At 71.9% G+C, this 10,726-nt stretch carries 13 protein-coding genes and 1 pseudogene; 11 read left to right on the forward strand and 3 right to left on the reverse strand.

Annotated features, from left to right (window positions below; all coding sequences use genetic code 11):
• Nucleotides 1-120 precede the first annotated feature (120 nt).
• Together mshD and ACNAYW_RS06345 are read right to left on the reverse strand one after the other, a co-directional pair.
• On the reverse strand, nucleotides 121-996 hold the full coding sequence (mshD, locus tag ACNAYW_RS06340) for a mycothiol synthase (protein ID WP_415848869.1): 876 nt from the start codon (nucleotides 994-996) through the stop codon (nucleotides 121-123).
• On the reverse strand, nucleotides 997-1,731 hold the full coding sequence (locus ACNAYW_RS06345; RefSeq protein ID WP_415848870.1) for a winged helix-turn-helix domain-containing protein: 735 nt from the start codon (nucleotides 1,729-1,731) through the stop codon (nucleotides 997-999).
• Nucleotides 1,732-1,840: 109 nt separating this feature from the next.
• Between ACNAYW_RS06345 and ACNAYW_RS06350 the strand changes: the two genes are divergently transcribed.
• The 10 genes and pseudogenes from ACNAYW_RS06350 (at nucleotide 1,841) to ACNAYW_RS06395 (ending at nucleotide 8,302) form a co-directional block, all read left to right on the forward strand.
• Complete coding sequence (locus tag ACNAYW_RS06350; RefSeq protein ID WP_415848871.1) at nucleotides 1,841-2,656, forward strand: LmeA family phospholipid-binding protein; 816 nt, start codon at nucleotides 1,841-1,843, stop codon at nucleotides 2,654-2,656.
• Nucleotides 2,657-2,941: 285 nt separating this feature from the next.
• Nucleotides 2,942-3,769 (forward strand): sulfurtransferase, encoded by an 828-nt coding sequence (locus tag ACNAYW_RS06355; protein ID WP_415848872.1) that lies wholly within the window; start codon nucleotides 2,942-2,944, stop codon nucleotides 3,767-3,769.
• An 11-nt stretch (nucleotides 3,770-3,780) separates the two neighbouring features.
• Nucleotides 3,781-4,086 carry a DUF1416 domain-containing protein gene (locus tag ACNAYW_RS06360; RefSeq protein WP_238219316.1) on the forward strand — a complete coding sequence of 102 codons (306 nt, stop codon included), beginning with the start codon at nucleotides 3,781-3,783 and terminating at the stop codon, nucleotides 4,084-4,086.
• A 144-nt stretch (nucleotides 4,087-4,230) separates the two neighbouring features.
• Nucleotides 4,231-5,274: an alpha/beta fold hydrolase gene (locus ACNAYW_RS06365; RefSeq protein ID WP_415848873.1), complete on the forward strand. Its 1,044-nt coding sequence runs from the start codon at nucleotides 4,231-4,233 to the stop codon at nucleotides 5,272-5,274.
• 81 nt (nucleotides 5,275-5,355) lie between these two features.
• Entirely contained in the window at nucleotides 5,356-5,874 is a 519-nt protein-coding gene (locus ACNAYW_RS06370; RefSeq protein WP_415848874.1) for a methylated-DNA--[protein]-cysteine S-methyltransferase, read from the forward strand.
• The coding region (locus ACNAYW_RS06375) for an RNA polymerase sigma factor (protein WP_415848875.1) at nucleotides 5,871-6,264 on the forward strand (394 nt) is incomplete at its 3' end. The genes ACNAYW_RS06370 and ACNAYW_RS06375, both read left to right, overlap by 4 nt.
• 21 nt (nucleotides 6,265-6,285) lie before the next feature.
• Nucleotides 6,286-6,341, forward strand: a pseudogene (locus tag ACNAYW_RS06380) (hypothetical protein); the annotation flags it as partial.
• The gene (locus ACNAYW_RS06385) at nucleotides 6,338-6,940 is read left to right on the forward strand and encodes a methylated-DNA--[protein]-cysteine S-methyltransferase (RefSeq protein ID WP_415848876.1); all 603 of its coding nucleotides are present in this window, start codon (nucleotides 6,338-6,340) and stop codon (nucleotides 6,938-6,940) included. The pseudogene ACNAYW_RS06380 and the gene ACNAYW_RS06385, both read left to right, overlap by 4 nt.
• Nucleotides 6,937-7,632: a 2OG-Fe(II) oxygenase gene (locus ACNAYW_RS06390; protein ID WP_415848877.1), complete on the forward strand. Its 696-nt coding sequence runs from the start codon at nucleotides 6,937-6,939 to the stop codon at nucleotides 7,630-7,632. The genes ACNAYW_RS06385 and ACNAYW_RS06390 overlap by 4 nt, the downstream gene beginning before the upstream one ends.
• Nucleotide 7,633: 1 nt before the next feature.
• On the forward strand, nucleotides 7,634-8,302 hold the full coding sequence (locus ACNAYW_RS06395) for an alpha-ketoglutarate-dependent dioxygenase AlkB family protein (RefSeq protein WP_415848878.1): 669 nt from the start codon (nucleotides 7,634-7,636) through the stop codon (nucleotides 8,300-8,302).
• A 24-nt stretch (nucleotides 8,303-8,326) separates the two neighbouring features.
• Here ACNAYW_RS06395 and ACNAYW_RS06400 read toward each other — a convergent pair whose 3' ends face one another.
• Entirely contained in the window at nucleotides 8,327-8,977 is a 651-nt protein-coding gene (locus tag ACNAYW_RS06400) for a TetR/AcrR family transcriptional regulator (protein ID WP_415848879.1), read from the reverse strand.
• Nucleotides 8,978-9,116: 139 nt separating this feature from the next.
• Between ACNAYW_RS06400 and ACNAYW_RS06405 the strand changes: the two genes are divergently transcribed.
• A complete protein-coding gene (locus ACNAYW_RS06405) occupies nucleotides 9,117-10,703 on the forward strand; it encodes an MFS transporter (RefSeq protein ID WP_415848880.1) in 1,587 nt (528 codons plus the stop codon).
• Nucleotides 10,704-10,726 lie beyond the last annotated feature (23 nt).

Here is a 10,726-nt window from a genome sequence, read left to right on the forward strand (position 1 = left end):
CGGGTCGAGTCAGGACTGATCACCCCGGCACTGCGGGTGTCATCCAGCAACATAGGGAGGCCGGGTGTCCGAATCGGGTGTCCCGGATGAACAACGGGGAAACACGCCCGGTCGAGTGGATTACCGTAGCGCGTACGCGACGTGTCTTTCGCGTTCCTCAAAACCCAGGCCGGTATAGGTGCGCAGCGCGGCGGCGTTGTCGCCCTCCACGTACAGCTCCACCTCGGCGAGGCCCCGTCCGGCGAGGTACTCCAGCCCGACCGCGGTCAGCAGCCGCCCCAGCCCGCGGCCCTGACCGGCGGGCGCGACCGCCACGATGTACACCTCGCCCAGGCCGGCGGCCGGGTCGGCGACCTTCGTCCAGTGGAAGCCCAGCAGTTCGCCGGCCTCGTCGACGGCGAGGAACAGCCCCGCGGGATCGAACCAGTCGGCGCCGGTCCGCTCGTCGACCTGCTCGCCGGCCCAGCCGCCCTGCTCGGGGTGCCAGGCGAAAGCGGCGTTGTTCACGGCGAGGATCGCGGCGTCGTCGGCCGACCCCGCGTAGGTCCGCACGGTCACGCCGTCCGGGGCCGACGGTGCCGGGTCCAGGCCCGCCAGCGGCCGCCGCAGGTTGAGCAGGGTGCGCACGGGGGTCAGGCCCAGGTCCGCGGCGAGCGCGCGGGCGCCGGGCAGGTCACCGTGCGCCCAGACGGTGCCGCCCTCCCCCACGAGGTCGAGCGCCCCGGTCACCAGGGCGCGGCCCAGGCCCCGTCGACGCCGGTCCGGTGCCACGACCACCTCGGCCGCGCCGGGCCCGCCGGCGGGCGGCACGACGATCCCCGCGTAGCCCGACGGTGCGCCGTCGGCGTCCCGTGCGAGCAGGTGCGGGCCGGGGCCCGTGACGCCGAGTCGGAACTGCTCCGAGAGCGCGCCGATGCCGTCGGCGGCCTCCGCGGCCGCGGCGATCGCCGCCACCGCTTCCGGATCGGCGACCGGACCGCGCACCACGTCGACCATCTACAGCTCCTCGAGATCCTCGTCCGTCGGTTCCATGTCCTCGACGGGCCGCTCGCCCTTGCCGCGCACCGGCCGCACCGCCTTGTAGCCCACGTTACGGACGGTGCCGATCATGCCCTCGTGTTCGGCGCCCAGCTTCGCGCGCAGGCGCCGGACGTGCACGTCGACGGTGCGGGTGCCGCCGAAGAAGTCGTAGCCCCACACCTCCTGCAGCAGCTGGGCGCGGGTGAACACGCGGCCCACGTTCTGCGCGAGGAACTTGAGGAGCTCGAACTCCTTGTAGGTGAGGTCGAGCGGCTTGCCGCGCAGCCGGGCGGTGTAGGTGCCCTCGTCGATCACGAGCTCGCCGAGCGTGACCTTGTCCGCCACCTCGTCCTCGCCGCCGGCGTCGCGGCGCGCGACGACGAGCCGCAGCCGGGCGTCGATCTCGGCCGGGCCGATCGTCGGCAGGAGGAAGTCGTCGAGTCCCCAGTCGGCACTGGCCGCGACGAGCCCGCCCTCGGTGAGCACCGCGACCACGGCCATCCGCCCCCCGCCCGTGCTGCCCAGCAACCGGCACAGCCCGCGCGCGGTCACCAGGTCGGTGCGGGCGTCCACGAGCGCGACCTCGGCCGGGCCGACGTCCAGCAGGGAGGACACGTCGGCGGGCAGGGTCCGCACCGTGTGCGGCAGCAACGACAGCGAGGGCAGCACCGTGTCCGGCTCCCGGTCGGACGTGAGCAGGATCAGATCCACATGCCCTCCCCACAGTGCGCGGCGGTCTCGAAGAAAACGTCGAATGTCACAATAGCGGTGGTCAGAACGCCGCGCGTGACGGCGTCGGTGTCGACGAAGGGGTACGGGCGTGGCGGAAGGGCAGGGACGGGCGTGGATCAGGCGGGTTCTGATCGCCCTGGCGACGCTCCTCGTGGTCGCGCTCCTCGCCGAACTCGGCTCCGCCGCAACCGCGGAGTACCGCCTGTCGCGCGAGCTGCGCGCGGCCGCCGGCCTGTCCGATGACCCCGAGGTGACCATCGGCGGCTTCCCGTATCTGACCTCGGGCGGGGAGCACCCGAAGCTGACGATCGCCGCGCCCGCGAAGGTGCACGACCGCAGCGCCCGCATCGAGGCCGAGATGGCCGACGTGCGCATCCCCGGCGGCCTGCTCCCGACGTTCGCGCCGGACACGCCGATCACCGCGGGGCACGTGGAGGCGCGGGTGCGGCTGGACCAGAAGGCCGTGGGCCGGTTCATGGACATCGTGGACCTGCGGGTGCACACGCCCGCCCCGAAACGGCCCGGCGCCGGCAGCCCCGCCGACGGCTACGTGAAGGCCGCGCAGGGCATCGTCCTCACCGGCACCGTCCCGCTGCCCACGCCCGCCGAGCCGACGCGCACCGTGCTGATCTCCGTGGCGGCGGACTTCGGATACGAGGGCGACGCGATCTCGGTCCGCGCCACCGGGATCTACTCAGGCCCCGAGGATCACGAGAAGGCCGACCTGCTGCCGGGCGAGGACCGCACCGTCCTGGCCGCGTTCACCCGGGTGCTGCCGCGGATGGCGCTGCCCTTCGGCATCGCGCCCACCGGGGCGCGGGCGGAGAACGCCGACGTCGTGCTGCTCGGGGAGGCCGACGGGGTCACCGTCACCCCCGGCGCCTTCTACCGGCCCCTGGCCTGAACCTGCCCGGGCCGAGGGTCCCGCGCCCCTCCCGTGACGCGACCGCGCGGGTTGGGTATTCTCGGTCCCATGCGCAACCGCTGTGAGCTGCTGCTCACCCGCCGTCTGGCGGTCGACCTGTGCCGTATGGCCGGTTGTCGCTGTCTGGGCTAGTCCCGCCTCTCCCCGGGCCGGGTGCCCGAATCCCCGTGCATCCCCATGCCCTCCCAGCGCATCCGCGCACCCTTCGAAGTGGCGTTTCCGCCTCTCACTTCACGTCCATAGGTATCAACGAAAGGGATCCTCATGGCTCGCTCCGACGTCCTGGTCTCCGCAGACTGGGCTGAGCAGAACCTCGACACCCCGGGTGTCGTCTTCGTCGAGGTCGACGAGGACACGTCGATCTACGACGACAACCACATCCAGGGCGCCGTCCGCCTCGACTGGCGCAAGGACCTGCAGGACCCGATCCGCCGCGACTTCCTCGACCAGGAGGGCTTCAGCGCGCTGCTCTCCGAGCGCGGCATCGGCAACGACGACACCGTCGTGCTGTACGGCGGCAACAACAACTGGTTCGCCGCGTACGCGTACTGGTACTTCAAGCTGTACGGCCACCAGGACGTCAAGCTGCTCGACGGCGGCCGCAAGAAGTGGGAGCTCGACGGCCGCCCGCTGTCGACCGACGCGGTGACCCGCCCGGCCACGAGCTACCAGGCCAAGCCCGTCGACCTGTCGCTGCGCGCCTTCCGCGACGAGGTGATCGACTCGATCGGCAAGAAGAACCTCATCGACGTACGTTCGCCCGACGAGTTCACCGGCAAGATCGCGGCTCCCGCGCACCTCCCCCAGGAGCAGGCGCAGCAGCGCGGCCACGTGCCCGGCGCGATCAACATCCCGTGGTCGACCACCGCGAACGAGGACGGCACCTTCAAGTCGGACGACGACCTCGCCGCGCTGTACGCGGAGAAGGGCTTCGACGATTCCAAGGAGACCATCGCGTACTGCCGCATCGGCGAGCGCAGCTCGCACACGTGGTTCGTGCTGCAGGAGATCCTCGGTAAGAAGAACGTCAAGAACTACGACGGCTCGTGGGTCGAGTACGGCTCCCTCGTGGGCGCCCCGATCGAGAAGTAAGGAAGACCAACATGTGTGGAGCACCGAAGCAGGGCCAGGTCCTGCCCGCAGGCGTCGACGTCGAGAAGGAGACGGTCCTGACCGGCTCCGTCCTCGACGGTGCCGGTAACCCCGTCGCGGGCGCGTTCGTGCGCCTGCTCGACGGCACCGGCGAGTTCACCGCCGAGGTCGTGGCCTCGGGCACCGGCGACTACCGCTTCTTCGCGGCGCCGGGCACCTGGACGCTGCGCGCGCTGTCCTCCGTGGGCAACGGCGACATCCAGGTCTCGCCCGAGTCGAACGGCGTCTACAACCAGGACATCACCGTCTCGAAGTAGACACTCGCAGGACGGGGCGCGCATCCGGATGTCCGGGTGCGCGCCCTTTCCGTTTTCCGCTGCCCGGCGGAAAACGGACGGGTAGCGTCGACAAGCAGTACCGAATCGGTATTACGTCGCGCATCCGCTACCCGAGGAGTCCCCGTGCCCGCTCCCACCGACGCCGAGTACTTCGAACTCGGCGACCTCACGCTGCAGTCCGGCCACACCCTGCGCGGCGCCCGCCTCGCCTACAAGACCTTCGGCACGCTCAACGCCGAGAAGTCGAACGTGATCGTGTACCCCACCTGGTACTCGGGCTGGCACTCGGACAACGAATGGCTCGTCGGCACCGACAAGGCGCTGAACCCGGACGAGTACTTCATCGTCATTCCCAACATGCTGGGCAACGGCCTGTCGACGTCCCCCTCGAACGCGGGTGCGCCGTACGACCACGCCCGGTTCCCGCTGGTCACCTTCTACGACCAGGTGCAGGCGCAGCACCGGCTGCTCACCGAGAAGTGGGGCGTCTCGACGATCGCGCTGGTCACCGGCTGGTCGATGGGCGCGGGGCAGACCTACCAGTGGGCCGTGAGCCACCCGGAGATGGTGCAGCGCGCGGCGCCGTTCTGCGGCTCCAGCCGTACCGCCCCGCACAACCAGGTGTTCCTGGAGTCGCTGCGCACGGCACTGGAGGCGGATGCCGCGTGGGCCGACGGCGACTACTACCCCATCCGTCCGCCGATCAAGGGGCTGCGCGCGTTCGCCCGGATCTATGCCGGGTGGGGCTTCTCCCAGGCCTTCTACTGGCACGAGACGTGGCGCGAGCTGGGCTTCACCTCGCTCGACGACTTCCTCTTCGGTTTCTGGGAGAAATTCTTCCGCGACGGCCGCGACCCCAACAACCTCATCGCGATGATCCGCACGTGGCACGCCGGGAACGTCGGCAACACTCCGGGTTTCGACGGTGACCACGAGGCCGCGCTCCGGTCCATCAAGTGCCCCTTGCTGGCGATGCCGGCGGAGAAGGACCTCTACTTCCCGCCGGAGGACGAGGCCTGGGCCTCGCAGTTCATCGAGCACGGCGACGTGCGGGTGATCCCCGGCGTGTGGGGCCACTTCGCGGGTGGTGGCGCCAACCCCGTCGACACGGCCTTCATCGACGCCGGCCTGCGGGACCTCCTCGCCCGCCCCGGCTACACCGGGTAGCCGCACCGCTCCTGACGATCCGCGTCTCACGTTCCGCCCGCCCGCGGCGTCTACAGGGCAGGATCGAGACGAGGAGAGATCATGAGCACCAGGCACATCGTGGCGGAGACCACCCTCGGCGAGCTGACGCTCGTCGCCGTGGGACACGCCGTGACGGGCGTGTACTTCCGCCACCACATCCGCCGGCCCGCGGAATCGACGTTCGGGGAGCGCGTCGCCGGCGACGCCCTGCTCGACGAGGCGGCGCACCGGATCCGCGCCTACCTCGCCGGGGAGCGCCGGGACTTCGACCTGCCGCTCGCCACCACCGGCAGCGAGGTGCAGGAGGCCGTCTGGGCGGCGCTGCGGGAGATCCCGTACGGCACGACGACCACGTACGGCGCGCTCGCGGAGCGGCTCGGCTTCATCACGTCGGCGTGGGGCGTCGGGCAGGCCGTCGGGGCGAATCCGCTGTGCCTGCTCATCCCGTGCCACCGCGTGCTCGGTTCCACCGGCTCACTCACCGGCTACGCGGGCGGCCTGGGGCGCAAGCGGGTCCTGCTCGACCTCGAGGCCGCCGCCGACGGTGCGCCCTGGCTGCCCGGCATGGGGGCCGCGTGAAGCGACCGTTCGAGCGCGTCGTCGACGAGCACGCCGGCACGGTGCTGCGCGTCTGCCGCGCGATCCTCGGCCCGCACGACGCCGAGGACGCGTGGTCGGAGACCTTCCTGTCCGCGCTGCGCGCCTACCCCGAGCTGCCGGAGTCGGCGAACGTCGAGGCCTGGCTCGTGACCATCGCGCACCGCAGGGCCATCGACCAGGTGCGGGCGGCACGGCGGCGGGCCGTGCCCGTCGACGCGGTACCGGAGCGCCCCGTCGCGTCCGCCCTGCCCGACGGTGACCTCTGGGCCGCCGTCGCGGCCCTGCCGGACAAGCAACGACAGGCCGTCGCCTACCGCTACGCGGCGGACCTGCCCTACGCCGAGATCGCCGAGATCCTCGGCGGCACCGNCGACGCCNCGCGCCGCGNNNCCGCCGACGGCCTCAAGAAACTCCGAACCACGCGCACGAGGGAGGAACTCTCATGAGCGAGAAGATCACCGAAACCCTTTCCGCCCCCGCCGATGCCGAGGCCCTGGCGCGGCTCCGCGCCCGCCTCGCGGCGAGTGCCGACGCCGACGGCCTGCTCGACATCGCCTACACCGTGGTCGACTCCCCCGTCGGCGGTCTGCTCCTCGCGGCGACCGCCCGCGGCCTGGTCCGGGTGGCCTACGCCCGCGAGGATCATGACGCGGTCCTGGAGACCCTGGCGCAGAAGGTGAGCCCGCGGGTGCTGCGCGCGCCGCGGCGTCTCGACGCGGCGGCCCGCGAGCTCGACGAGTACTTCGCCGGCACCCGGACCGCCTTCGACCTGCCGCTCGATCACGCCCTCTCGCACGGCTTCCGGCAGGTGGTCCAGAGCCGGCTGCCCGACATCGGCTACGGCACCACGCTGAGCTACAAGCAGGTGGCGGAACTGGTCGGCAGCCCGGCGGCGGTCCGCGCCGTCGGCACCGCCTGCGCCACGAACCCGCTGCCCGTCGTCGTGCCGTGCCACCGCGTGGTGAAGTCCGACGGCGGCATCGGACAGTACGTCGGCGGCGTCGAGGCGAAAACGGCGCTGCTGGAACTGGAGTCGGCGGCATGACCGCGATCGCCGCCGACTGGAACGCGATCGCCGCCGAGCTGGACGCGGTCGGCGGGGCGCTGCTGCCGCGCCTGCTGTCCGACGAGCGCACGACGGAGCTGCGCGAGCTGTACTCGCGGGACGAGCTGTTCCGCAGCACGATCGACATGGAGCGGTACCGGTTCGGCGCGGGCGAGTACCGGTACTTCGACCGCCCCTACCCGGAGCCGATCGACGAGCTCAAGCACGCGCTGTACCCGCATCTACTGCCCATCGCGCGCGACTGGTGGGAGCGGCTGGGCCGGGAGGCGCCGTGGCCCGACGACCTCGACGAGTGGCTCGCGATGTGCCACGACGCGGGCCAGCGGAGATCGACGGCGATCCTGCTCAAGTACCGCGCCGGCGACTGGAACGCGCTGCACCGGGACCTCTACGGCGAGTTGGTCTTCCCCCTGCAGGTGGTGATCGCGCTCAACGATCCCGGCGTGGATCACGAGGGCGGCGAGTTCCTCCTGCTCGAGCAACGGCCCCGCGCGCAGTCCCGCGGCACGTCGTTCACCCTGCCGCGCGGGCACGGCTTCGTCTTCACCACCCGCGACCGCCCGGTCCGCTCCGCGCGCGGCTGGTCGGCGGCGCCGGTGCGGCACGGCGTCTCGACGGTCCGCTCCGGCGACCGGCACACGCTGGCCCTCGTCTTCCACGACGCGGCGTGACATGGGCTCGGAGATGCTGTTCCCGCCGGACCGGTCCGTGGTCGAGCTCGCGCCGGGGGCGTCCCTGATCCGCCGCTGGCTCGACCCGGACCAGCAGGCGTGGATCGTCCGGCGGTTCCGCGAGTGGGCGGCGGGGCCGGTGCCGATCCGCGCCGCCACGGTGCGCGGGCACCCGATGTCGGTGCGCACGGTGTGCCTGGGCTGGCACTGGCAGCCGTACCGGTACACCCGGGACGCCACCGACGTGAACGGCGCACGGGTGCTGCCGTTCCCGGACTGGCTGGTGCGGGCCGGCCGGCGGGCGCTGGCCGATACCGGGCACGACGCCGGCGAGGTGGAGCGGTACACGCCCGACACTGCGCTCGTGAACTTCTACGACGAGCACGCGCGCATGGGCATGCACCAGGACAAGGACGAGGTCTCCCGCGCTCCCGTCGTCTCGCTGTCGATCGGCGACAGCTGCACCTTCCGACTGGGCAATACGGACAACCGCAACCGCCCGTACACCGATGCCACGCTGGAGTCCGGCGACCTCGTGGTCTTCGGCGGCCCGTCCCGGCTCGCCTTCCACGGCGTCACCGCGATCCACCCCGGCACGGCGCCGCCGGGCTGCGGCCTCGACGCCGGCCGGATCAACCTGACCCTGCGGGAGACCGGCATGGCCGGCTGACGGCGCCCACCGCCTCCTGCGGCGTCACGACGCCGCGTCGGGCCCATCCGGCAGGGGCAGGGCGCAGATCCGCTCCGCCTCGGCGGCGTCGACGCCGAAGCCGACCAACAGGGTGCGGGTCATCGCGTCGGCGGCGGCCGCATCGTCGCGGTCGGGATCATCGACGAGGAGCTGCCCGAGCATGAGCATCGCCCCCGCCGTCGCGGCGAGCGCCAGGTCGGGGTCGGCCACCGTGAAGCGGCCCCGCTCGATCGCATCGAGCAGGTCGCGGCGGGGGAACTGCATGAGTTCTCCCCGGACGCTGAGCATCGGGGCGCCCGAGCGGAGCAGGATGCCGCTCAGTTGCGGCAGCCGGCGGTGCATCCGGCCGACCAGGCGCAGACACGCCGCGTAGCGTTCGACCGGATCGGTGATCCCCGCGGTGAGCTCGCCGAGCCCCGCCACGATCTCCCGCGCCGCGGTCTCGCTCGCCGCGGCGAAGAGCTCGTCCTTGGTGGCGAAGTGGTTGTAGAACGACCCCAGCCCCACGTCAGCGAGGTCGGTGATGGCGGACACCGCGACGTCGGTCCGCCCCTCGGCGAGGAGTCGCTGCCCCGCTCCGATCAGCGCCGCGCGCGTCCGCACCTTCCGCTGTTCGAGACGACTGGTCGGCGCCGCCGAACCCGTGCTGGCCATCGGTCCTCCTTCATCCGAGCGCAGTGATGAATACATCACTTCTGAAGCTGCTTCGTCACAAGTCTTGCACACCCGACGACGACTGTGTGATGATTTCTTCAGTTTTGAACAGAACATCAGTCGTTTTCGGAGGTAGCCCGTGACCATCCATTCCCCCGCCGCCGGCGCGCGGCCCGGCGAGCGCGCCGGGACCACCGGCGTCCTGTTCTCCATGTGCCTGGCGCTGGTCCTCGTGGTGGCGTCCGTGTCCGCGATCAATCTGGCGATGCCCGAGCTCGCGGTGACGCTGGGTGCCGACAACGCTCAGCTGACGTGGATCGCCGACGCGTACACCGTGGCGCTCGCCGCTCTCGTGCTGCCGCTCGGCGCGCTCGGCGATCGGCTCGGCCGGCGCAAAGTCCTCGTCGTCGGCACCGTCGTCTTCGCGGTCGGCGCTCTGTTCGCCGGGCTGTCGGACTCCGCCGACCAGCTGATCGCGTGGCGGATCGTGATGGGGCTGGGGGCGGCGATGATCATGCCCGGCACCCTGTCGACCATCACCGCGACCTTCCCCGAGGAGCAGCGGCCCCGCGGCGTCGCGGCGTGGTCCGGCTTCGCCTCGGCAGGAGCGATACTCGGCCTCGTCGGCGCCGGCGCGATGCTCGAGGTGTGGTCGTGGCGCTCGATCTTCTACGTCAGCGCGGCGATGGCCGTGGCCGCGGGGATCGCCGCGCTCCTGCTGGCCCGGAACACCCGCGAGGAGGAGACGCACCGTCCCGATCTGCTGGGCGCCCTCTTCACCACGGTGGGCATCGGAACGCTCGTCTTCGCGATCATCGAGGGCAACGAGACGAGCTGGACCGAACCGGTCGTCCTCGCCTCGCTCGCCGTCTGTGTCGTCGCCTTCGCGGGCTACGCGATCGCGGGGATGCGCACCGAACACCCCCTGCTCGACCCGCGCCTGTTCCGCATCTCCGGCTTCCGGGCCGGGGGCGTGGTCGTCGTGGTGCAGTTCATGGCGCTGTTCGGTTTCCTCTTCGTCGGCCTGCAGTACCTCCAGCTCATCCTCGGATACAGCCCGCTCCACAGCGCCGTGGCGCTGATCCCCGTCGCGGCCGTCGTCGTTCCCGTCTCGCTCGCCACCCCGAGGGTCGTCGACCGCCTCGGGATGAACGTGACGATGGGCCTGGCCCTGGTGCTCCTGGCCGCGGGATTCGTCACCGTCTCGCGGATGGACGCCGGCTCGGGCTACCTCCCGTTCCTGTGCGGCCTGATGATCGCGGGGGTCGGTATCGGACTGGCCAGCTCGACCGGGACCACCGCGATCGTCGGCTCCCTGCCGATCGCGAAGCAGGGCGTGGCCTCCGCCATGAACGACACCACGCGCGAGGTCGGATCGGCCATCGGCATCGCCCTCATGGGCGCGGTGTACAGCTCGACCTACACGGCGAATCTGCCCGACCTCACCGGACTTCCGCCCGAGGCCGCGGAGACCGCGCACGAGTCGGCCGCGGGCGGCCTGGCCGTCGCCGAACGGCTCGGTACCGCCGGCGCCCAGCTCGCCGACGCCGTCCGGACCGCCTTCATGGACGGCCTGTCCGCCTCCATGACCGTGGTCGCCGTCATCGTCGCCGTCGCGGCGGCCACGTCGTTCCTCTTCGCGCCGCGACGTCCGGCCGCCCCGGTCGACGCCGCTGCGGTCGACGCCCCGGCGGCCTCCGCGCCCGCGGAGCGCGCGCCGGCGTGAGCCGGGTGCGGCGGCGTCGTCGC

The sequence above is a fragment of the Tsukamurella ocularis genome (genome assembly GCF_965138335.1).
Classification (GTDB): Bacteria; Actinomycetota; Actinomycetes; order Mycobacteriales; family Mycobacteriaceae; genus Tsukamurella; species Tsukamurella ocularis_A.

What these genes read in the sequence shown, in the direction of transcription:
- ACNAYW_RS06395 (WP_415848878.1), top strand. Translation starts at nt 7,634, where the DNA reads ATGGGCTCGGAGATGCTGTTCCCGCCGGACCGGTCCGTGGTCGAGCTC.
- ACNAYW_RS06385 (WP_415848876.1), top strand. Translation starts at nt 6,338, where the DNA reads ATGAGCGAGAAGATCACCGAAACCCTTTCCGCCCCCGCCGATGCCGAG.
- ACNAYW_RS06360 (WP_238219316.1), top strand. Translation starts at nt 3,781, where the DNA reads ATGTGTGGAGCACCGAAGCAGGGCCAGGTCCTGCCCGCAGGCGTCGAC.
- mshD (WP_415848869.1), bottom strand. Translation starts at nt 996, where the DNA reads ATGGTCGACGTGGTGCGCGGTCCGGTCGCCGATCCGGAAGCGGTGGCG.
- ACNAYW_RS06390 (WP_415848877.1), top strand. Translation starts at nt 6,937, where the DNA reads ATGACCGCGATCGCCGCCGACTGGAACGCGATCGCCGCCGAGCTGGAC.
- ACNAYW_RS06370 (WP_415848874.1), top strand. Translation starts at nt 5,356, where the DNA reads ATGAGCACCAGGCACATCGTGGCGGAGACCACCCTCGGCGAGCTGACG.
- ACNAYW_RS06400 (WP_415848879.1), bottom strand. Translation starts at nt 8,977, where the DNA reads ATGGCCAGCACGGGTTCGGCGGCGCCGACCAGTCGTCTCGAACAGCGG.
- ACNAYW_RS06355 (WP_415848872.1), top strand. Translation starts at nt 2,942, where the DNA reads ATGGCTCGCTCCGACGTCCTGGTCTCCGCAGACTGGGCTGAGCAGAAC.